This window comes from Streptomyces sp. NPDC029164 (genome assembly GCF_055563995.1).
Map to the genome: position 1 here is coordinate 21879 of NZ_JBVHWW010000032.1, position 21262 is coordinate 43140.

Consider the following 21262-nt stretch of genomic DNA (forward strand, 5'->3'; position numbering starts at 1 on the left):
ACCGGCTCAGCAGGCCCAGGGCCAGTCCGCGTTCCGGCCGTCCTCGATCAGGGGCACCATCCGGAACGCCGCGTCGGTGAGCCCGCCGAAGGTGTGCCGGTTCCCGCCGCCGGACGGGGCGTGCCCGACCCGGTAGCCGGCCAGGTTCCAGGTGTAGACCGGAACCGAGGCCGGCACCTCCGCCGTCGGATCGCCGCCGTGGCCGTACGAGGCGGCCTGCTCGTCGGTGACGATCAGCACCCGGTCGTGGTCCCGGTAGTGCTCCCTCACGGCCTGGGCCGTGTAGGTGCCGCCGAGGTCCCCGAAGCGCTCCAGCACCTTCAGCACGGATTCGCCCCGGCCGTACGGGACGGCCTTGCTCGTCGTGCCGAACTGGACCAGGTCGGCGTGCTCGGCCCGCAGTGCCACCGCCGCGCCGAACACGGCCGCCGCGTCGGCCCGGTTGAGCTTCGAGCGGTCCGACAGCGGGGACCACATCGACCCGGACCGGTCGACGAGGACCAGCGTCCGGCCGGGCAGCGCCGGTACGTTGGCCAGCGAGTGGCCCAGCGCCTGCTCCAGCGGGTACGCCCAGCGCAGCGACGGGGCGTGCTGATGGGCGGCCAGGTAGCGGAAGGGGAACTGCCGGGACCGGGCGACGACCGCCGGGTCGGAGATCCTCGCCGCGACCTGTGCGGCCACCGCGTCCGAGACCCCGGCCTGGTCGAAGTTGCGCAGGTTGCGCAGCAGCGCCATCGCACCCATCGACGGGATGACCGCCTCCCAGGCGGCCGCGTCCATCGGGCCCTGCAGCCAGCCGGCCAGCGCCTCCCAGGTCATGCCCGCCTCCGCGAGCCGCTCGGCGCCGTCCGGGGCGAGGACCACACCACGCCGCTCGGAGACCGGCAGCTCCCTCAGCGCCCGGTGCGCGGTGAGGGTGCGGTTGCCGGCCGGGACCCGCGCGTCGTCCGGGTTGTGCCGGCGGTCGAGGGCGTAGCGGAACAGCTCGCCCTGCCAGGGCTTGGCCGGGTCGGGGGAGGCGTGCACGAGGTTGAGGACGTCACCGAAGCGGTAGGCCTTGGAATCCGTGTCGTACTTCAGCAGCGTGGTGCCGGAGTAGAGCCGGCGCACGGCGTCGGCGATGCCGCGCTTGACGGGCTTGGGCACGGCCCGGCCGTACGCCGCCGTCCAGTAGGCCAGCAGTTCACCGGGCTCGTCCGCGCGCCGCAGTACGCAATCCACGACCTGGCGGTTCGAAGGCCCGTCGGTGGCGCCCGCGTCGAGCCGCGCCTTGACGTACTCGGCGGCGCCGACGAGGGACGCGGTGCGCATGTTGGCGTCCCCGCGGAGCCAGCCCAGCAGGCCGGCCGTCCACGCGGGATCCTCGACGGCGAGGGTGCGCACGAGCGCGGCGAAGCGGTCGTCGCGGGCCTCGCCGCTCTCGTACGCGGTGCGCTGCGTCACGAAGTTGGCGACGGCGAGCAGGAACAGCTCGGAGCGGGGATCGCGCAGGTGGCCGGGGCCGCCCTGGCCGGTGCGGGCACGGCCGGCCGAGCACACGGGCGACGTCGGTGAAGCGGGCGACGTGGGCGACGTGGGCGCGGACTTGGACGTGCGCAGGTTGAAACGAGCCATGGTGAATCCCCCCGAATTCAAAGGAAGCGGGGGAGGCGTGACGTGCGGGATGCCCGAGATCAGAGGTCGGCGACGGACAAAGTCAGGTGCTCTGTCCAGCTGAGCTACCGGCCTGAGCCGGGCGGGATTCGAACCCGCCACCTCCTGATCCGGAAGTAGCCGTCGCCTGCGCACCGGGCATCCCGCACGCGGCCTCCCGAGATCAAGGTGGCGGCGGCCTGGAGTTCTTTGCAAAAGAAGGAGCCGCAGCCTGCGCACCGGGAGGTGCGTGACGTAGGTGTCCAGAGAACAAGGTCGGCGCAACCACAAGGTGCTCTGCCAACTGAGCTACACCGGCGTGACACCGGTGACGGGACTCGAACCCGCGACCGCCCGATGTGGAGTCGAAGTAGGTCGCGCCTTCGCACCTGGACAAGGATCACGTTAGGCGGCGGGGCCGGGATCCACCACGCAATTACTGAGCAGCGTGGGCACCATGACCGACGCGCCGTCCGGGCCGCGCGAGAGCGGGACCCAGATCAGCCCGACCATCCGGGGGCACTCGCACTCCAGGTCAGGGTCCACGCCGAGGACCGGCTCCCCGGGCGCCACGTCCACCCGGAAGCAGGAGGTCCAGCCCGAGGGGTAGGGCGCGTCGTACGCGTACCGTACGCCCAGGGCGCGCAGGCCGGTCTCCTCGGCCACCTCGCGCCGGACCGCCTCCTCGGGTTCCTCGCCCGCCTCCAGACCGCCGCCGGGCAGGGTCCAGTACTCCGGCCCGTCGTGCCGGCCCGTGGCCCCCCTGCCGCGCTCGCGCACCATCAGCACGCAGCCGTCGCGGACGATGACCGCGGCGACCCGGCGCCGCTCCGTCACGCGTCGTCCCCGCGCAGCCGCTCCCGGGCCTCCATCAGGGCGAAGCCCAGCAGGTTCAGCCCGCGCCAGCGGGCCGGATCCAGGGCGCGCTCGTCGTCGGCGGCCAGTCCGATGCCCCAGATCCGGTCCATCGGGCTCGCCTCCACCAGCACCCGGTTCCCGGTGCCCAGCAGGTACGAGCGCAGCGCCGGGTCGGAGCCGAACTTGTGCACGCTGCCCTCCACCACCAGGGCGAAGCGCTCCCGCTCCCATATCGCGTTGTCGAAGCCGCGCACGAGCCGCCCGGCCTTCTTCGCCTCCGCCGGGCTCTTCGCCGCCAGCGCGGCCCGCTCTCCCTCGGCGTCCCCGAACAGGCGGGCCTTGCCGGCCATCATCCAGTGCTCGGCCGTGGCATAACGGACGTCACCCACAGTGAAAGCGGACGGCCACCACTGGCTCAGGCAGCTCGGACCGAGCCTGCCGTCCGGCAGCGGCCGGTGCCCCCAGAACGGCAGGTACTTCACCCGTTCACCACGGCTGACCTGCTTGATCAGGTCCTCGATCATCTCCATGCACGCGAGTCTGGCAGTCGCCACTGACACTTCGTACGGGATTTCCGGTGTGCCTCGACACATGGTCGACCGATTCCGTCGCGTAATCAAAAGGCAACAACGGAATCACTTGGCCGAGGGCACCACCTCTGTCAGGATCGGCACTCAATTCGAGCTGTAGCTCGAACTGTAGCTACGGAGAGCGTGAGAGCGTGATGGGCAACCGCTTCCAGGTCAAGGACCGCTTCGCAGACGGCGCGCAGTACATCGACGGGCAGCTCAGGCCCGGCACCTCCGGACAGTCACACACGGTGGTCGATCCGGCGACAGGCGACGAGGTCCTCACCTACGAACTGGCGAGTACCGCGGACGTCGACGAGGCGGTCGCCGCCGCCAAGCGTGCCTTCCCGGCATGGTCCGGCGCCACCCCCGGCGAGCGTTCGGACGCCCTGCACCGGCTGGCCGCCGTGCTGGCCGAGCAGGCGGAGGACCTCGCGTACGCCGAGTCCCTGCAGTGCGGCAAGCCGATCAAGCTGTCCACGGAGTTCGACGTGCCGGGGACCATCGACAACACCGCCTTCTTCGCGGGAGCCGCCCGCCATCTCCAGGGGCAGGCCGCCGGCGAGTACTCGGGCGACCACACCTCCTGCGTACGCCGCGAGGCCATCGGGGTCGTCGGCTCCATCGCGCCCTGGAACTATCCGCTCCAGATGGCCGCCTGGAAGATCCTCCCGGCGATCGCCGCGGGCAACACGATCGTCCTCAAGCCCGCCGAGCTCACCCCGCTGACCTCCCTGATGTTCGCGCAGGCGGCCAAGGAGGCGGGCCTGCCCGACGGCGTGATCAACATCGTCACCGGCGCCGGCCGCGTGGCAGGCGAACACCTGGTGGGCCACCCCGACGTGGTCATGACCTCCTTCACCGGCTCCACCGCCGTCGGCAAGCGGGTCGCGGAGATCGCCACCGCCACCGTCAAGCGGCTCCACCTGGAGCTCGGCGGCAAGGCCCCCTTCCTCGTCTTCGACGACGCCGACCTGGAGGCAGCCGCGCACGGCGCCGTCGCCGCCTCCCTCATCAACACCGGCCAGGACTGCACCGCCGCCACCCGCGCCTACGTGCAGCGCCCCCTCCACGACGCCTTCGTCGCCCGGGTGGCCGAGCTGATGGAGACCGTCCGCCTCGGCGACCCCTTCGCCCCCACCACCGACCTCGGCCCGCTGGTCTCGCACGCCCAGCGCGACCGGGTCGCCGGCTTCGTCGAGCGGGCCCGCGCCTACGCCACCGTCGTCACCGGCGGCGAGATCCCGGCGGGCGAGCTGGCCGACGGCGCGTACTACCGGCCCACCCTCATCTCCGGCGCCGCCCAGGACAGCGAGGTGGTCCAGTCCGAGATCTTCGGCCCAGTCCTCGTGGTCCTGCCCTTCGACACCGACGACGAGGGCATCGCGCTGGCCAACGACACCCCGTACGGACTCGCGGCCTCCGCCTGGAGCCGGGACCTCTACCGGGCGAACCGCGCCACCCGTGAGATCCAGGCGGGCTGCGTCTGGGTCAACGACCACATCCCGATCATCAGCGAGATGCCCCATGGGGGCTACAAGGCCAGCGGCTTCGGAAAGGACATGTCCTCTTACTCCTTCGAGGAGTACACGCAGGTCAAGCACGTGATGTACGACAACACTGCGGTGGCCGCGAAGGACTGGCACCGCACGATCTTCGGGGACCGATAAGAAACCACCGCCCGACCAGCGGTACACCTCCCGAAAGGGCACAGCGCATGGAGCAGTTCGAGCCCGACCGCCTCTCGGCGGCGCAACTCGCCGCGATGCGGCGCAGCCTCACCAGTGGGCGCGGCGCCCTCACCCGCCGCTCGCTGCTGCGCGCCTCCGGAGTCGGAGCGCTCACCCTCGGAGGCCTGGCCGGCCTCGCCGGGTGCGGCATCCCGCCCGCGAAGCGCGCGGGTGACGCGGCGGCGGCCTCCGACGACCACTCGGCCGGGGAGAAGGAGATCACCTTCTCCAACTGGACCGAGTACATGGACACCAGCGAGGACGAGAAGTCGCGTCCCACGCTGGAGGAGTTCACCCAGCGGACCGGGATCAAGGTCAAGTACACCGAGGACATCAACGACAACGTCGAGTTCTTCGGCAAGATCAGACCGCAGCTCGCGGCCGGCCAGGACACCGGCCGCGACCTGATCGTCGTCACCGACTGGCTGGCCGCCCGCATCATCCGGCTCGGCTGGGCACAGCGGCTGGACCCCTCGCACCTCCCGCACGCCTACGCCAACCTGATCCCGCAGTTCCGCACCCCGGACTGGGACCCGGGACGGGCGTACAGCTACCCCTGGACCGGCATCGACACCGTCATCGCCTACAACGAGAAGGCGACGGGCGGCAAGAAGGTTGACTCCGTCACCCAGCTGCTCGACGACCCCACCCTCAAGGGCCGCGTCGGCTTCCTCACCGAGATGCGCGACAGCGTCGGCATGACCCTGCTCGACCAGGGCAAGGACCCCGCCGGCTTCACCACCGCGGACTTCGACGGGGCGATCGGCCGCCTCCAGAAGGGCGTGGACACCAAGCAGATCCGCCGCTTCACCGGCAACGACTACACGGCGGACCTCGACAAGGGCGACCTCGCCGCCTGTCTCGCCTGGGCCGGCGACGTCATCCAGCTGCAGGCCGGCAACCCGGACATCAAGTACGCCATCCCCGCCCCCGGATACATCACCTCCAGCGACAACCTCCTGGTCCCCGCCCAGGCCCGGCACAAGGCCAACGCGGAGAAGCTCATCGACTACTACTACGAGCCCGCGGTCGCCGCCCAGCTGGCCGCCTTCATCAGCTACGTCTGCCCGGTCGAGGGCGTCAAGGACGAGCTGGCCAAGATCGATCCCGAACTCGCGGACAACCCCCTGATCGTCCCGGACAAGGCGATGGCCGCCAGGGCCCACGCCTTCCGCTCCCTCACCAGCGAGGAAGAGACCGCGTACGAAGAGAAGTTCGCCAAGCTCATCGGCGCGTAGCCGTACGCGCCCCGCCGCGAGCCCTCCCTTGCCCGCTCCGCCCACCCACCCCCGGGACCTCTCCATGACTGACAAGACCGCGGGCGGCGACGTCCGCCTCTCCGGGATCAGCAAGCACTACGGCACCTTCACCGCAGTGCACCCGCTGGATCTCACCATCCCCCAGGGCTCCTTCTTCGCCCTGCTCGGCGCCTCCGGCTGCGGGAAGACCACCACCCTGCGCATGATCGCCGGCCTGGAGGAGCCCTCCACCGGCACGGTCCACCTCGGCGACCGTGAGGTCACCGACCTGCCGCCGTACAAGCGCCCGGTCAACACGGTCTTCCAGAGCTACGCGCTGTTCCCGCACCTGAACATCTACGAGAACGTCGCCTTCGGACTGCGCCGCCGCGGCATCAAGTCGGTCAAGAAGCAGGTCGACGACATGCTGGAGCTCGTCCAGCTCGGTCAGTTCGCCCAGCGCAAGCCGCACCAGCTCTCCGGCGGCCAGCAGCAGCGCGTCGCCGTGGCCCGCGCCCTGATCAACCACCCGCAGGTACTGCTCCTCGACGAGCCGCTCGGCGCCCTCGACCTCAAGCTGCGCCGCCAGATGCAGCTGGAGCTCAAGCGGATCCAGACCGAGGTCGGCATCACCTTCGTGCACGTCACGCACGACCAGGAGGAGGCCATGACCATGGCCGACACGGTCGCCGTGATGAACGGCGGCCGCGTCGAGCAGCTGGGCGCCCCCGCCGAGCTGTACGAGAACCCGGGCACCACCTTCGTCGCCAACTTCCTCGGCACCTCGAACCTCATCGAGGCGAACGTGGAGTCCGCCGGGTCGGACGTGGTCGTCTCGGCCTCGGGCGCCACCCTGCGGCTGCCCGCCGGCCGGTGTTCGACCACGCCCCGCGCGGGCGGAAAGCTCCTCGTCGGCGTGCGCCCGGAGAAGATCTCCCTCGTCCCGGCCGCGGACGAGCACACCATCGCGAGCGGCCGGAACAAGATCACGGGCCGCATAGCCGCCTCCTCCTTCATCGGAGTCTCCACGCAGTTCGTGATCGACAGCCCCGCCTGTCCCGGGCTGGAGGTCTACGTCCAGAACATCGAGCGCGACGCCCGCCTGGCCCCCGGCGCCGAGGTGGTCCTGCACTGGAACCCGGAGCACACCTTCGGCCTCGACGCCGCGCAGGACATCGACGCGGGCATCGAGACGGTCGAGGAGAGCGCGTGACCACCACCGCCGCGCCGCCCCAGGCGCCCGTCGCCGCCGAACCCCCGGTGCACAAGCCGTCCGTGCGCAAGCGGCTGATCCCGTACTGGCTGCTGCTCCCCGGCATCCTGTGGCTGCTGGTGTTCTTCGTGCTGCCGATGGTCTACCAGGCCTCCACCTCGGTGCAGACCGGCTCCCTCGAAGAGGGCTTCCGCGTCACCTGGCACTTCGGGACCTACTGGGACGCCTTCACCGAGTACTACCCGCAGTTCCTGCGCTCCCTGCTCTACGCCGGCACCGCGACCGCGCTGTGCCTGCTGCTCGGGTACCCGCTGGCCTACCTGATCGCCTTCAAGGCGGGCCGCTGGCGCAACCTCCTGCTGGTCCTGGTCATCGCCCCCTTCTTCACCAGCTTCCTGATCCGCACGCTGGCCTGGAAGACGATCCTGGCCGACGGCGGCCCGGTGGTCGCCGTCCTCAACGACATCGGCTTCCTCGACGTCACCAGCTGGCTCGGCATGACCGAGGGCGACCGGGTGCTGGCCACGCCGCTCGCGGTCGTCTGCGGTCTGACGTACAACTTCCTCCCCTTCATGATCCTGCCGCTGTACTCCTCGCTGGAGCGCATCGACACCCGCCTCCACGAGGCGGCCGGGGACCTGTACGCCCACCCCGCCACGGTCTTCCGGAAGGTGACCTTCCCGCTCTCCATGCCGGGCGTCGTCTCCGGGACCCTGCTCACCTTCATCCCGGCGAGCGGCGACTACGTCAACGCCGAACTGCTCGGCTCCACGGACACCCGGATGATCGGCAATGTCATCCAGTCGCAGTACCTGCGGATCCTCGACTACCCGACGGCGGCCGCGCTGTCCTTCATCCTCATGGCCATCGTGCTGATCATGGTCACCATCTACATCCGCCGAGCGGGGACGGAGGACCTGGTCTGATGCGCAATCCCCTCACGTGGCTGCGGCGCAATCTGGTCGTCATCGCGGGCCTCGGCACGCTCGCGTACATGATCCTGCCGAACGTCGTCGTCACCGTCTTCTCCTTCAACAACCCCACCGGGCGGTTCAACTACGCCTGGCAGGAGTTCTCCCTCGACGCGTGGAAGGACCCCTGCGGGGTCGCCGACATGTGCGGCTCGCTCTCGCTGTCGCTCCAGATCGCGCTGTGGTCCACCCTCGCCGCGACCGCGCTTGGCACCGCCATGGCCTTCGCGATGGTCCGCTACCGCTTCCGGGGGCGCAGCGCGGTCAACTCGCTGATCTTCCTGCCCATGGCCATGCCCGAGATCGTGATGGCGGCCTCGCTGCTCGCGCTCTTCCTCAACATGGGCATCCAGCTGGGCTTCTGGACGATCCTGATCGCCCACATCATGTTCTGTCTCAGTTTCGTCGTCGCCGCCGTCAAGGCGCGTGTCCTGTCCATGGACCCGCGGCTGGAGGAGGCCGCCCGAGACCTCTACGCGGGCCCGGTGCAGACCTTCGTACGGGTCACGCTGCCGATCGCGGCGCCCGGCATCGCGGCGGGCGCGCTGCTCTCCTTCGCGCTGTCGTTCGACGACTTCATCATCACCAACTTCAACTCGGGCAACACCGTCACCTTCCCCATGTTCGTGTGGGGATCGGCCCAGCGCGGTACGCCTGTGCAGATCAACGTCATCGGCACGGCGATGTTCGTCATCGCGGTGCTGGTGGTCCTCGTCGGCCAGATGGTCGGCAACCGCCGCAAGAAGGCACAACCGAAGTAGACCCCTGTAGGGAGTTGGAAGCCATGGCCCCAGTCGCCATGCGTAGTGTTGCGAAATCCCTTTCCGAAGCGAAGCCGGTCTCGTACTGGCTGGACGACCCCGGCAAGCCCGCGCCGCAGCCGGCGCTGACCTCGGACGAGCGCTGTGACCTGCTGGTCATCGGCGGCGGCTACAGCGGGCTGTGGACCGCGCTGATCGCCAAGGAGCGCGACCCCGAGCGGGACGTCGTACTCATCGAGAGCAAGGAGGCGGGCTGGGCCGCCTCCGGGCGCAACGGCGGTTTCTGCGCCGCCTCCCTCACCCACGGACTCGGCAACGGGATCGCCCGCTGGCCCGACGAGCTGGCCAAGCTGGAGGAACTGGGCGCCCGCAATCTCGACGCCATCGAGGAGGCCGTCGCCCGCTACGGGATCGACTGCGACTTCGAGCGGACCGGCGAGATCGACGTCGCCACCGCACCCCACCAGGTCGAGGAGCTGCGCGAACTCCACGAGGAGGCGCAGCGCCTCGGCCTGGCCGGCGGCTCCGAATGGCTGGACGCCGAAGCCCTGCGCGCCGAGGTCGACTCGCCGACCTTCCTCGCGGGCCTCTGGGACCGCGACGGCGTCGCCATGCTCAATCCGGCGAAGCTGGCCTGGGGCCTCAAGGAGGCCTGCCTCGGCCTGGGGGTGCGGATCTACGAGAACACCCGCGGCCTGAAGATGTCCGCGGTCGGGACCGGGATGGCCGTCCAGACCCCCTACGGCACGATCCTCGCCCGCCGGGTCGCCCTGGGCACCAACATCTTCCCCTCGCTGGTCAAGCGGATCCGCCCCTTCACGGTTCCGGTCTACGACTACGCGCTGATGAGCGAGCCGCTGGACGAGGGGCAGCTCGCCGCGATCGGCTGGAAGAACCGGCAGGGGCTCGGCGACAGCGCCAACCAGTTCCACTACTTCCGGATCACCAGGGACCACCGGATCCTGTGGGGCGGCTACGACGCGATCTACCCCTACCGGGGCAGGCTCGACTCCGAGTACGACCACCGCCCCGAGACGTACCTCAAGCTCGCGGAGCACTTCTTCACCGCCTTCCCACAGCTGGAGGGGCTGAAGTTCAGCCACGCCTGGGGCGGCGCCATCGACACCTGCTCGCGGTTCTCGGCCTTCTTCGGCACGGCGCACTCCGAGAAGGTGGCCTACGCGGCCGGCTACACCGGGCTCGGGGTGGGCGCCACCCGCTTCGGCGCGGAGGTGATGCTGGACCTGCTGGACGGGCTCTCCACCGAGCGCACCCGGCTGGAGATGGTGAAGTCCAAGCCGATGCCGTTCCCGCCCGAGCCCTTCGCCTGGACCGGGATCACCCTCACGAAGTGGTCGCTGGCCCGCGCCGACCGCCGCGGCGGGCACCGCAACCTGTGGCTGCGCACGCTGGACCGCTTCGGCCTCGGCTTCGACAGCTGAGCACACGCCGCCGATCGCACGCCCCGGCGCGCATCCGCCGGTCACCGTGTGACCCGTTTCACTACCATGGAGTAACGAAACCCGCGTCATAGTCGCGCCCGGCCCCGCTCTCTCCCGGTGAGAACCCTTCACCGCGCACGAGACGAACGGAGGCCGGGCGATGACGTTCCGGGGGGGCCAAGACGGCAGTGGAATGGCTGGTATCGGTGGCACCGGACCCCGATGCCTGCCGGTGGGAGTGGGAGCGCAACCCCTTCGGGGTCGTCCTGCTGCCCGCCGGCCGGCTGTGGGACGTGCTCATCCTGCCCGGGGACCTGGGGCAGGTCACCCTCGACGTACTACGGCTCATCACCGGCCGGCCCGGCCCGGTGCTCGCCGACTTCGGCGACTCCCGGATGGGCTTCTTCGTGCCCGCGGGCACCGCGTCCCGCTGGCTCGGCACGGGGGTGCGCGGGGCCGGGCGCGGGACCTGGATCGTCGTCCCGTACCCCGGCCGGGCCACCGGCGGGGTGCACTGGGCGGTGCTCCCGGACGGGGAGGGGACCCTCACCGACCCGGCCGTGCTGGAGCTCGCGATGCACGAGGCGGCGGCGACGGTCGCGGCGTCCGCCCTGGCGCCCGCCGGGGAGGGGGAGGGTCGGACACCTTGACAAGGGCATTGGTCTGGACCATCTTGGGCGCCGCTGTTCCCGTTTCCGCAGCCTGGCTCCATCCCCCCATGCCCCGGAGGCAGTTGTGCGCAGAACCTGGTCCCTCCTCACGGCCGCCGCCCTGGCGGCGGCCGCATTCCTCGCCGCCGGACCGCCCGCCGCCGCGGCCGACGCCGATCTCGTACGCAACGGCGGCTTCGAGGCCGGCCTCGAAGGCTGGAGCTGCTCGGCGGGCAGCGGAGCCGTCGTCACCGCACCCGTCCACAGCGGGGGTTCCGCCCTCAGGGCCACCCCGGCCGGCCAGGACAACGCCCGCTGCTCCCAGAGCGTCACCGTCAAGCCCGACTCCTCGTACACGCTGGCCGCCTGGGTGCAGGGCACGTACGTCTACCTCGGCGCGAGCGGCACCGGCACCACCGACGTGTCGGCCTGGACGCAGACCCCGGGGGCGTGGAAGGAGCTCACCACCACCTTCCGCACCGGCCCGTCGACGACCTCGGTGACGGTCTACAGCCACGGCTGGTACGGCCAGCCCGCCCACCTCACCGACGACCTCACCCTGATCGGCCCCGACCCCGGCGGCCCCGGCCAGCCCCAGCCCCCGGCCGCCCCCACCGGCCTGACGGCCACCGCCACGTCGTCGAGCTCGGTCTCCCTGAACTGGTCGGCGGTGCCCGGAGCCACCTCGTACACCGTCCACCGGGACGGCGCCGCGCCGTACTCCGTCACCTCCACCGCGACGGCCGTGACCGGCCTCGCCGCGTCCACCACGTACACCTTCCGGGTCGGCGCGGTGAACGCGGCGGGCGAGTCCGCGCAGAGCGCCCCCGCCTCCGCGACCACGACAGCCGGTGGCGGTGGCGGTGGCGGGGGAGGCCTGCCGGCCCACGCACTGGTCGGCTACCTGCACGCGAGCTTCGCCAACGGCTCCGGCTACGTCCGGATGGCCGACGTGCCCGCCTCCTGGGACGTCGTCAACCTCGCCTTCGGCGAACCGACTTCGGCGACCTCCGGCGACATCCGCTTCCGGCTCTGCCCGGTCGCCGAGTGCCCGAACGTCGAATCCCCGGCCGAGTTCAAGGCCGCGATCAAGGCCAAGCAGGCCGCCGGCAAGAAGGTGCTGATCTCCATCGGCGGCCAGAACGGCCAGGTACAGCTGGCGACCACCGCCGCCCGCGACACCTTCGTCTCCTCCGTCAGCAAGATCATCGACGAGTACGGGCTCGACGGGCTCGACATCGACTTCGAGGGCCACTCCCTCTCCCTCGCCACCGGGGACACCGACTTCCGGGCCCCCACCACGCCGGTCGTCGTGAACCTGATCTCGGCCGTGAAGACCCTGAAGGCCAAGTACGGCCAGGGCTTCGTCCTGACCATGGCCCCGGAGACCTTCTTCGTCCAGCTGGGCTACCAGTACTACGGCTCCGGCCCCTGGGGCGGCCAGGACCCGCGCGCCGGCGCGTACCTCCCGGTCATCCACGCCCTGCGCGACGACCTCACCCTGCTCCACGTCCAGGACTACAACTCGGGCCCGATCATGGGCCTCGACAACCAGTACCACTCCATGGGCGGCGCGGACTTCCACATCGCCATGACCGACATGCTGCTGACCGGCTTCCCGGTCGCCGGCAACACCGCCCGCGTCTTCCCGGCCCTGCGCCCGGACCAGGTCGCGATCGGCCTCCCGGCCACGACGAACGCGGGCAACGGCCACACCCCGCCCGCCGAGGTGAACAGGGCCCTGAACTGCCTGACGAAGAAGGCCGACTGCGGGAGCTACCAGACCCACGGCACCTGGCCCGCCCTGCGCGGCCTGATGACCTGGTCGATCAACTGGGACCGGTTCGGCGGCTGGGAGTTCAGCCGGAACTTCGACGCCTACTTCGGCGGCTGACCCAGCACGTCCCGCCACCACCGGGCCGGAGCCGCCGACGGCTCCGGCCCGCCCAGCACCGCGAGGGCCGCACCCATGGGTGGGCGGCCCGGTAGTGGGCGTTGTGCCGGTGGTACTCCAGTCCGGCGACGAGCGTCCGCGGGGAGCGGGATCCTGCCGTCCGACAGGGTCACTTCGTGCGGGCGGCCCCCGACCGTGAGCGCGTACTTCCGCCGCTTCGACTGCTCTTCCGGCCGTACGTCACCACCCAGGCCACGCCGAGCAGCAGGGGGGTGCACATCAGGAGGCTGGCCGCCACGTCCAGGGGCCAGTGCCAGCCGCGCAGGATCAGGCCGGCGGCCGTGGCGGCCGTGAGGGCGAGGGCGGCGGCCATCGGCCAGGGCCGGCCGGTGTACGGGCGGACCAGCAGGGCCGCGCCGATGTAGGCGACGGTCGCGGTCGCGGTGTGGCCCGAGGGGAAGTAGCCGGCGGCCCAGGGCTCCAGGGGGCCCGGCCGGGCGGTCCCCTCCTTGAACGGGATGACCAGGGCCGGGACCAGGGCCATGGCCAGGCCCGCGGCTCCGGCGGCGAGGCGCCGGCCGCGCCGGGCGGCGTAGGCCATGGCGAGTGCGAGGACGGGTACGGCGACCGGGATGTTGCCGAGGTCCGAGAGGCGTTCGGTGACGGAGTCCGGGACCGTGCGCACCAGGGCGCGGCTCAGCTCGTGATCCGGCGCCAGCAGCGGGCCCGAGACCAGCACCTGCCAGGTGACCAGGGAGAAGAGGAGGCCGCAGACCGCGGCGATCAGGAGAGGAGTGGCCGGCCGTCCCGGAACAGGGGGGGTGGTTCCGGGACGGCCGCCCGGACCGGGTTGCCGCACGCCCCGGGGGGTTTGGGGCGAACGGCTGTCCGATCGGTGAGGAGTGTGCGCGAACGCATGCCCAATACGGTGCTGGGGAAGCCCGGTACTGGTGTCGCCCTCGGTTTCCCTTGAGCGGGGTGTCTCACTCATCTGCAGAAACCGTACGGCAGCGAAAGGGGGACCGACAGCAGGATCGCGTTCCCGCCATCGGCCCCCCACAGCTTCTTCACAGCGTCCGCCCGTTACCGCCGGTAGGGGAGGGGGTGCTGCGTTCGGGCGTTCTAGCCGTCCGCTCAGACGTCCGTGCCGATGGCGGCGAACGCGGCCTCGATGAGGTCCAGGCCCTCGTTCAGCAGGTCCTCGCCGATGACGATCGGCGGGAGGAAGCGGAGCACGTTGCCGTAGGTGCCGCAGGTGAGGACGAGCAGGCCCTCCGCGTGGCAGGCCTTGGCGAGGGCGCCGGCCGCCTCCGGGAACGGGGTCTTGGAGACCGGGTCCTTGACGAGCTCGATCGCGATCATGGCGCCGCGGCCGCGGATGTCGCCGATGATGTCGTACTTCTCCTGCATGGCCGCCAGGCGGGCCTTCATCAGGGACTCGATCTTCTTCGCCTTGGCGTTGAGGTCGAGCTTCTTCATGGTCTCGATGGAGCCGAGCGCACCGGCGCAGGCCACCGGGTTGCCGCCGTAGGTGCCGCCGAGGCCGCCCGCGTGGGCGGCGTCCATGATCTCGGCGCGGCCGGTCACGGCGGCGAGCGGCAGACCGCCCGCGATGCCCTTGGCGGTGGTGATCAGGTCGGGGACGATGCCCTCGTCCTCGCACGCGAACCACTGGCCGGTGCGGCAGAAGCCGGACTGGATCTCGTCGGCGACGAAGACGATGCCGTTCTCGTTGGCGAACTTCACGATCGCGGGCAGGAAGCCCTTGGCCGGCTCGATGAAGCCGCCCTCGCCGAGGACCGGCTCGATGATGATCGCGGCGACGTTCTCGGCGCCGATCTGCTTGGTGATCTGGTCGATCGCCTGGGCGGCGGCCTCGGGACCGCAGTTCTCGGCGCCGGTGGGCCAGCGGTAGCCGTAGGCGACCGGGACGCGGTAGACCTCGGGGGCGAACGGACCGAAGCCCTGCTTGTACGGCATGTTCTTCGCCGTCAGCGCCATCGTCAGGTTGGTGCGGCCGTGGTAGCCGTGGTCGAAGACGACGACGGCCTGGCGCTTGGTGTACGAGCGGGCGATCTTGACGGCGTTCTCGACGGCCTCGGCGCCGGAGTTGAACAGGGCCGACTTCTTCGCGTGGTCGCCGGGGGTCAGCTCGGCGAGGGCCTCGCAGACCTCGACGTAGCCCTCGTACGGGGTGACCATGAAACAGGTGTGGGTGAAGTCGGCGAGCTGCGCGGAGGCGCGGCGCACGACGGCCTCGGCGGAGGCGCCGACCGAGGTCACGGCGATGCCGGAGCCGAAGTCGATCAGGCGGTTGCCGTCGACGTCCTCGATGATGCCGCCGCCCGCGCGGGCCGTGAAGACGGGCAGGACGGAGCCCACGCCGCCGGCCACCGTCTGAAGGCGGCGGGCCTGCAGCTCCTGCGACTTGGGGCCGGGGATCGCGGTAACGATCTTGCGCTCCTGCGGGACAGCGGTCATAGAGGGCTCCTGGGGGGTGTTTTCGGGCGCACTTGTGTCTTTGTCCGCAGGCTAGGCCCGGGGGAGGGGGTCCTGCATGCTCCGTTCGGTAGTGATCTCCGCGTGTCCTTGTCCGCGACGGCCATAGAAGCGCGCCGCGGGGGGTCTTGTGGACGGCGCGGCGAACCGGAGAGCCGGTACGGGCCCACGGCCGACGCCGGGCAACTACATTGAGCGACGCAGCAGCGCATGCACGGTCAGGGGGCAGGGGTTCATGGACACCGACGGCACGCACGAGACGCGCCCGGCCCACGCCGGGCAGATCCCGCGACCGGCCGCCCCGCCGCCCCAGGGCCTTCCGCCGAAGCCGTCCCACGCGCCGACGGCCGGGCCGACGCTCGGGGACTGGCTGCGTGTCCCGCGCTCTTCGGACGGGCCGGGCGTGTGGACGTACGGACACGTACCGCGGGCCGCGGAGGAGCCGGAGGAGACCCCCACCCGCCAGCTGATCAGCGGAGCCCTGATCTCCCTGCTGGCCGGGATGCTGCTGTGGTCCCTGTTGTGGAACGGCTACCTCGGCGGGTTCTGGCTCTGGCCGCTCTACATGTTCACGCCCGACTCCTGGGCGGGGAAGCTCCCGGCCGTCGTGGCCTCGTACGTCTGGTACGCCGTGGTCGCCGCCGTCCTGGTGACCGGATTCGGGCGCCTCGGCCGCTGGCCCGAACTCGGCCGCCGGGCGCTCCGCAGCCGAGCCGTGCGGCCCCTGCACTCCGCCGGACCGGTCGGCCCCGTGGCCGGCGGCCCGGACGATCCCGCGCGGTGGCCGCAGTTGCGGGGGGTTGGGCTTGACGAGGTGGCTGATCGGCTGGAGGGGGAGGTCGGGGGTGGGCGGATGAACGACGTGGACTGCGTGCGCATTCGGCGGGCCTGGGATTCCGTGCGGGTCGACCCCTCCCGGATGCGGGCTTTCGCCGAGGCCGTGCGGGACAAGGGCGCCGGGGCCTGCGTGCACCCGTCCGGCGCGCGGGACCTGCCCGTGCGGGCCGCCCGGCACGATCTGCTGGCCCGGCAGGTGCTGCTCGGCACCGTCGAGGACGGCGCGCGCAACCCGTACGCCCGCCGCGGCACCGGATTCGCCCTCGACCCCGACGTGCTCGGCACCTCGCTCCTCGCCGTCGGACCCTCCGGCAGCGGCAAGACCCAGCGCCTGGTGCGGCCCGTCGTCGAGTCCCTCATGCTGCAGGCGCTCGCCGGCCAGGCCGCCGTCGTCGCCGTCGGCGCGGCCGGAGCCCCGCTCGGGCCGGACACCGGCTACGACGTCGTGGTCCGCATCGGCGACCCCGCCTCCGTCTACGACCTCGACCTCTACGGCGGCGCCACCGACCCCGACGAGGCCGCCACCCTGCTCGCCGACGCCTTCGTCGGGGACGTTCCCGGGATGGACGTGCGCCGGGCCGCGACCGCCCTCGCCCAGCTCCTCGGCCCGTTCCGGGCGGCGTACGGCCGCTTCCCCGCCGTGCCCGAGCTGCGCGAACTGCTCGACCAGGTGCCCGCCGCCTTCGAGGCGCTGCGCCGCGACCTCGGACCGGCCGGCGCGGGCAGCGGGCAGGCGATGCTGCGCGAGCTCGACGCCCGGACCCGCCAGCACGGGGCCCAGGGCGACCCCGGACCGGCCCTCGCCGACCGGGTGGCCCTGCTGGACCGGCCCGCCTTCGCCGGGTTCTTCGACACCACCGGTCAGGGGCAGCCGTTCTCGCTGCGCGCCCTGGAACACCCGCTGCGCGTCCGCGTCGACCTGCCCGAACGCGGGCACGCCGACGCCTCCCGGATCCTGGCCCGGCTGCTGCTCGCCCAGTTCAACGCCGCGGCCGCCGCCCGCACCGACCGCTCCCTCTTCGCCTTCCTCGCGCTCGACGACGCCTCGCAGACCCTGACCGCGGAGACCGTGCGGGGCGTCCAGCGGCTGCGCTCGGCGCACGCCGGCGTACTGCTCACGCTGCGCACGCTGGACGACGTCCCCGAGGCGCTGCGGACGCCGCTGCTCGGGGCGGTCGGCTGCCGCATGGCCTTCTCCGGGGTCACCACCTGGGACGGCAAGCGCTTCGCCGAGGCCTGGGGCACCGAGTGGGTGGAGACCCGCGACGTCACCCACCGCACCGTCTTCGCCGACCAGCCGCTGACCCGGGCCATGCACGCCTTCCGCAAGCTCGTCACCGGCAAGGCGGTCACCACCGACGCGGTGACCGTCCGGCAGGTGGAGCGGGAGCGGTGGTCGGCTTCGGACCTGGCGCACGCCGTGCCGCCCGGGCACGCCGTGCTGTCGCTGACCTCGGTGCGCGGGGAGCGGGCGGCTCCACTGCTGGTCCGGCTCGCTGAGGGCGGGTCCGGCCCGGCGGCCTGACCCGCGCCCCGACCCGTACGGGGTGGCAGAATCGAGGGGAGCCGTTCATACGTTAAGGCGAAAAGCGCCCGCGGCTGTTCTGTTCCTCTGCTGCTCTGCCCGTCTGCCCGGCCCGTCCGCTCCTTCGCTTCCGCCCCAGCGCCCCGTGCCCGCCGCCCCCTCCCGCTAAGGCCCCTGGTAACCGATGCCGCTCACCCTCGCCTCACTCGTCCAGCACTCGGCGCTCAAGCTCGGCGTCCGGGCGGGAGAGGGCCGCCTGGACACCCCCGTGCGCTGGGCCCACGTCAGCGAGCTCGCCGATCCCGTCCCGTACATGGAGGGCGGCGAGCTGCTCCTGATCACCGCGATGAAGCTGGACGCGGAGGACCCGGAGGAGATGCGCCGCTACGTACGCAGGCTCGCCGCGGCCGGCGTCGTCGGCATCGGTTTCGCGATCGGCGTGAACTACGAGGAGATTCCCGAGGCGCTGGTCGAGGCCGCCCGCGCCGAGGACATGCCGCTGCTGGAGGTGCCGCGCCGGACCCCCTTCCTGGCGATCAGCAAGGCCGTCTCCGCCGCCCTCGCGGCGGACCAGTACCGGGCCGTGACCGCCGGTTTCGAGGCGCAGCGGGAGCTGACCCGCGCCGCCCTCTCCGCCGACGGGCCTGCCGAACTGCTGGCGAAGCTGGCGGCGCACGTGCACGGCTGGGCGGCGCTGTACGACACCTCGGGCGCCGTCGTCGCGGCCGCCCCCGACTGGGCCGCGCGGCGCGCCGCCCGGCTGACCCCCGACGTGGAGCGGCTGCGCGAGCGGCCGGCGCCCGCCAGTGCCGTGGTCGGCGGCTCCGAGGACCGCGTCGAACTCCAGTCCCTGGGCACGGGCCGGCGGGCGCGCGGCGCGCTCGCCGTCGGCACCGGGGCCCCCCTGGGCACCGCCGAGCGGTACGCCGTCCACTCCGCGGTCGCCCTGCTGACCCTCACCACCGAGCGCTCGCGCTCGCTGCACGACGCCGAGTCCCGGCTCGGGGCGGCGGTGCTGCGGATGCTGCTCGCGGGCGAGGCGGAGCACGCGCGGTCGGTGGCCGGGGACCTGTACGGGAACCTGCTGGAGGCGCCGTTCCGGCTGATCGTCGCCGAGCCCGCACTGCCCGGGACCGCGCAGCCGGAGGGCCTGGCGCTGCTCGCCGACGCCGTGGAGTCGGCGGCCGCCCGCACGGGGGAGACGCTGCTGGTCGTCCCGGAACCGGGGCGGCTGATGGTGCTGGCCTCCGACGCGGGCCCCGCCGTACAGGCGTGCGTGGACCACGCGGAGGCCCTGGAGTCCCGGCGCGGCCTGGACGCGGCCGGGCCCGAGCCGGACGAACTGGTGGTCGGCCTGTCCGCCCCGGCCGGCCCGGAAGGCGTGGCGGCGGCCCTCAAGCAGGCCGACCAGGCGCTCGCCGTGGCCCGCCGGCGCGGGCGGCCGATGGTCGAGCACGAGGACATGGCGGCGGGCTCGGTCCTGCCGCTGCTGGCCGACGACGCGGTACGGGCCTTCGCGGACGGCACCCTGCGCGCGCTGCGGGAGCACGACGCGACCGGCCGCGGCGACCTGGTGGCCTCGCTGCAGGCGTGGCTCTCGCGCCACGGCCAGTGGGACGCGGCCGCCGCCGACCTCGGCGTGCACCGGCACACCCTGCGCTACCGGATGAAGCGGGTCGAGGAGATCCTCGGCCGCTCCCTGGAGGACCCGGACGTCCGCATGGAGCTCTGGCTCGCCCTCAAGGCCACCTCGGCCCCGTCGTAGCAGGCCGCACGGCAGCCCCATGGCCCGACGCCGACCACCCCTTCCGGCCGGGCGGGTGGCCGGTCCCGGCGGGGCGACAGTGACAAAGCGGCGAAGCCCGACGACCCGCCGCTCCATCAGGGACAAACGCCGAAACGCCGGCGGAGTCCTACGGTGGAGGGGACAAGCCCACCGCACACATCCGAAGGGCCGGGATTCGCATGACTTCCACCCACGCCTTCTGGCTCGCCGGCCGCCAGGCCACCGGCGAGGACAGCTTCGACGTCCACTCTCCGTGGGACGGCCGGCTCGTCGGCACCGTCAGCGTGCCCACCGACGAGCAGGTCGAAGAGGCCGTGGCCGCGGCGTACGCCGTGACGGCGGAATTCTCCGCGACCCCCGCCCACGTACGGGCCGCCGCCCTGGACCACGTGTCCAAGCGGCTCGCCGAGCGCACCGAGGAGATCGCCCAGCTGATCTCCGCCGAGAACGGCAAGCCCGTCAAGTGGGCCCGCGGTGAGGTCGGCCGTGCGGTGTCCGTGTTCCGCTTCGCCGCCGAAGAGGCCCGCCGCTTCAACGGCGGAGAGGCCCAGCGCCTCGACACCGACGCCGGCGGCGTCGGCCGGCTCGCGCTGACCCGCCGCTTCGTCAAGGGTCCGGTGCTCGGCATCGCGCCGTTCAACTTCCCGCTGAACCTGTGCGCCCACAAGGTGGCCCCGGCCATCGCCGTCGGCGCGCCGATCATCCTCAAGCCGGCCCCGGCCACCCCGCTCTCCGGGCTGATCCTGGGCGAGCTGCTCGCCGAGACCGACCTCCCGGCCGGCTCCTGGTCGGTCCTGCCGGTCGCGAACGAGAAGATGCCGGCCCTGGTCAAGGACGAGCGCCTGCCCGTCATCTCCTTCACCGGCTCCGACACCGTCGGTTACGCCATCCAGCAGTCGGTGCCCCACAAGCACTGCACGCTGGAGCTCGGCGGCAACGCCGCGGCCGTGGTCCTGGCCGACTGGTCCTCCGAGGCCGACCTCGACTGGGCCGCGACCCGTATCGCGACCTTCTCGAACTACCAGGCCGGCCAGTCCTGCATCTCCGTGCAGCGCGTGATCGCCGACGCCTCCGTCTACGACAGCCTCGTCGAGAAGGTCGTCGCGAAGGTCCAGGCCCAGGTCACCGGCGACCCGTCCGACTCCGCCACCGACGTCGGCCCCCTCGTCTCCGAGGCCGCCGCCCAGCGTGTCGAGTCCTGGGTCGACGAGGCCGTGTCCGCCGGAGCCAAGCTGCTCACCGGTGGCAAGCGCGAGGGTGCCTCGTACGAGCCCACCGTGATCGCGAACGTGCCCGACGGCGTCAAGCTGGCCACCGAGGAGGTCTTCGGCCCGGTCCTGACCCTCCAGCGGGTCGAGAACACCGACGAGGCCTTCGCCGCGGTGAACGACTCGAAGTTCGGTCTGCAGACCGGCGTCTTCACCCGGAACATCCAGACGGCGTTCCGCGCCCACCGCGAGCTCGAGGTCGGCGGCGTGGTCGTCGGCGACGCGCCGTCCTACCGCGCCGACCAGATGCCGTACGGCGGCGTCAAGCAGTCCGGCGTGGGCCGCGAGGGCGTCCGCTACGCGATGGACGACTACACGTACGAGCGGGTCCTGGTCCTCACCGGCCTCGACATCTGATCTCGTACGGCCACAAGGCCGACGGCCGGAGC

The 21262-nt window shown here is 72.0% G+C and carries 16 protein-coding genes; 11 read left to right on the top strand and 5 right to left on the bottom strand.

What is annotated here, in order from left to right:
• Positions 1-6: 6 nt before the first annotated feature.
• The 3 genes from ACZ4VT_RS27810 to ACZ4VT_RS27820 all read right to left on the bottom strand — a co-directional run bounded on the left by ACZ4VT_RS27810 (position 7) and on the right by ACZ4VT_RS27820 (position 3020).
• Positions 7-1614, bottom strand: a complete 1608-nt coding sequence (locus tag ACZ4VT_RS27810) for a TROVE domain-containing protein (RefSeq protein ID WP_467953652.1) — start codon at positions 1612-1614, stop codon at positions 7-9.
• 423 nt (positions 1615-2037) lie between these two features.
• Positions 2038-2469: an NUDIX hydrolase gene (locus ACZ4VT_RS27815; protein WP_467953654.1), complete on the bottom strand. Its 432-nt coding sequence runs from the start codon at positions 2467-2469 to the stop codon at positions 2038-2040.
• Positions 2466-3020, bottom strand: coding sequence for an NADAR family protein (locus ACZ4VT_RS27820; RefSeq protein WP_467953656.1), 555 nt, complete (start codon positions 3018-3020; stop codon positions 2466-2468). Before ACZ4VT_RS27820 ends, ACZ4VT_RS27815 begins: the two co-directional genes overlap by 4 nt.
• A gap of 194 nt (positions 3021-3214) precedes the next feature.
• On the opposite strand from ACZ4VT_RS27820, the gene ACZ4VT_RS27825 reads away from it, so the two are divergent.
• From ACZ4VT_RS27825 to ACZ4VT_RS27860, 8 genes are all read left to right on the top strand, one after another.
• Complete coding sequence (locus tag ACZ4VT_RS27825; protein WP_467953738.1) at positions 3215-4729, top strand: gamma-aminobutyraldehyde dehydrogenase; 1515 nt, start codon at positions 3215-3217, stop codon at positions 4727-4729.
• Between the two features lie 47 nt (positions 4730-4776).
• Positions 4777-6027 (top strand): polyamine ABC transporter substrate-binding protein, encoded by a 1251-nt coding sequence (locus tag ACZ4VT_RS27830; RefSeq protein ID WP_467953657.1) that lies wholly within the window; start codon positions 4777-4779, stop codon positions 6025-6027.
• Between the two features lie 64 nt (positions 6028-6091).
• The gene (locus tag ACZ4VT_RS27835) at positions 6092-7240 is read left to right on the top strand and encodes an ABC transporter ATP-binding protein (protein WP_467953658.1); all 1149 of its coding nucleotides are present in this window, start codon (positions 6092-6094) and stop codon (positions 7238-7240) included.
• Entirely contained in the window at positions 7237-8166 is a 930-nt protein-coding gene (locus ACZ4VT_RS27840; protein ID WP_467953659.1) for an ABC transporter permease, read from the top strand. The genes ACZ4VT_RS27835 and ACZ4VT_RS27840 overlap by 4 nt, the downstream gene beginning before the upstream one ends.
• The gene (locus ACZ4VT_RS27845; RefSeq protein ID WP_467953661.1) at positions 8166-8972 is read left to right on the top strand and encodes an ABC transporter permease; all 807 of its coding nucleotides are present in this window, start codon (positions 8166-8168) and stop codon (positions 8970-8972) included. The genes ACZ4VT_RS27840 and ACZ4VT_RS27845 overlap by 1 nt, the downstream gene beginning before the upstream one ends.
• 23 nt (positions 8973-8995) lie before the next feature.
• Positions 8996-10414, top strand: a complete 1419-nt coding sequence (locus tag ACZ4VT_RS27850; RefSeq protein WP_467953662.1) for an NAD(P)/FAD-dependent oxidoreductase — start codon at positions 8996-8998, stop codon at positions 10412-10414.
• Between the two features lie 188 nt (positions 10415-10602).
• A complete protein-coding gene (locus ACZ4VT_RS27855) occupies positions 10603-11064 on the top strand; it encodes a hypothetical protein (protein WP_467953663.1) in 462 nt (153 codons plus the stop codon).
• A 52-nt stretch (positions 11065-11116) separates the two neighbouring features.
• Entirely contained in the window at positions 11117-12958 is a 1842-nt protein-coding gene (locus ACZ4VT_RS27860) for a chitinase (protein ID WP_467953740.1), read from the top strand.
• 169 nt (positions 12959-13127) lie between these two features.
• Here ACZ4VT_RS27860 and ACZ4VT_RS27865 read toward each other — a convergent pair whose 3' ends face one another.
• Positions 13128-13949 (bottom strand): phosphatase PAP2 family protein, encoded by an 822-nt coding sequence (locus tag ACZ4VT_RS27865; protein WP_467953665.1) that lies wholly within the window; start codon positions 13947-13949, stop codon positions 13128-13130.
• Between the two features lie 143 nt (positions 13950-14092).
• Positions 14093-15439, bottom strand: coding sequence for a 4-aminobutyrate--2-oxoglutarate transaminase (gabT, locus tag ACZ4VT_RS27870; protein WP_467953666.1), 1347 nt, complete (start codon positions 15437-15439; stop codon positions 14093-14095).
• 253 nt (positions 15440-15692) lie between these two features.
• On the opposite strand from gabT, the gene ACZ4VT_RS27875 reads away from it, so the two are divergent.
• From ACZ4VT_RS27875 to ACZ4VT_RS27885, 3 genes are all read left to right on the top strand, one after another.
• Positions 15693-17819 (top strand): ATP-binding protein, encoded by a 2127-nt coding sequence (locus tag ACZ4VT_RS27875; protein WP_467953668.1) that lies wholly within the window; start codon positions 15693-15695, stop codon positions 17817-17819.
• A 184-nt stretch (positions 17820-18003) separates the two neighbouring features.
• Complete coding sequence (locus ACZ4VT_RS27880) at positions 18004-19584, top strand: PucR family transcriptional regulator (protein ID WP_467953670.1); 1581 nt, start codon at positions 18004-18006, stop codon at positions 19582-19584.
• Between the two features lie 200 nt (positions 19585-19784).
• Entirely contained in the window at positions 19785-21230 is a 1446-nt protein-coding gene (locus ACZ4VT_RS27885; RefSeq protein WP_467953672.1) for an aldehyde dehydrogenase family protein, read from the top strand.
• The last annotated feature ends 32 nt before the right edge of the window (positions 21231-21262 follow it).

What these genes read in the sequence shown, in the direction of transcription:
- ACZ4VT_RS27875 (WP_467953668.1), top strand. Translation starts at nt 15,693, where the DNA reads ATGGACACCGACGGCACGCACGAGACGCGCCCGGCCCACGCCGGGCAG.
- gabT (WP_467953666.1), bottom strand. Translation starts at nt 15,439, where the DNA reads ATGACCGCTGTCCCGCAGGAGCGCAAGATCGTTACCGCGATCCCCGGC.
- ACZ4VT_RS27825 (WP_467953738.1), top strand. Translation starts at nt 3,215, where the DNA reads ATGGGCAACCGCTTCCAGGTCAAGGACCGCTTCGCAGACGGCGCGCAG.
- ACZ4VT_RS27845 (WP_467953661.1), top strand. Translation starts at nt 8,166, where the DNA reads ATGCGCAATCCCCTCACGTGGCTGCGGCGCAATCTGGTCGTCATCGCG.
- ACZ4VT_RS27885 (WP_467953672.1), top strand. Translation starts at nt 19,785, where the DNA reads ATGACTTCCACCCACGCCTTCTGGCTCGCCGGCCGCCAGGCCACCGGC.
- ACZ4VT_RS27810 (WP_467953652.1), bottom strand. Translation starts at nt 1,614, where the DNA reads ATGGCTCGTTTCAACCTGCGCACGTCCAAGTCCGCGCCCACGTCGCCC.
- ACZ4VT_RS27820 (WP_467953656.1), bottom strand. Translation starts at nt 3,020, where the DNA reads ATGGAGATGATCGAGGACCTGATCAAGCAGGTCAGCCGTGGTGAACGG.
- ACZ4VT_RS27865 (WP_467953665.1), bottom strand. Translation starts at nt 13,949, where the DNA reads ATGAGTGAGACACCCCGCTCAAGGGAAACCGAGGGCGACACCAGTACC.
- ACZ4VT_RS27835 (WP_467953658.1), top strand. Translation starts at nt 6,092, where the DNA reads ATGACTGACAAGACCGCGGGCGGCGACGTCCGCCTCTCCGGGATCAGC.
- ACZ4VT_RS27880 (WP_467953670.1), top strand. Translation starts at nt 18,004, where the DNA reads ATGCCGCTCACCCTCGCCTCACTCGTCCAGCACTCGGCGCTCAAGCTC.
- ACZ4VT_RS27850 (WP_467953662.1), top strand. Translation starts at nt 8,996, where the DNA reads ATGGCCCCAGTCGCCATGCGTAGTGTTGCGAAATCCCTTTCCGAAGCG.
- ACZ4VT_RS27830 (WP_467953657.1), top strand. Translation starts at nt 4,777, where the DNA reads ATGGAGCAGTTCGAGCCCGACCGCCTCTCGGCGGCGCAACTCGCCGCG.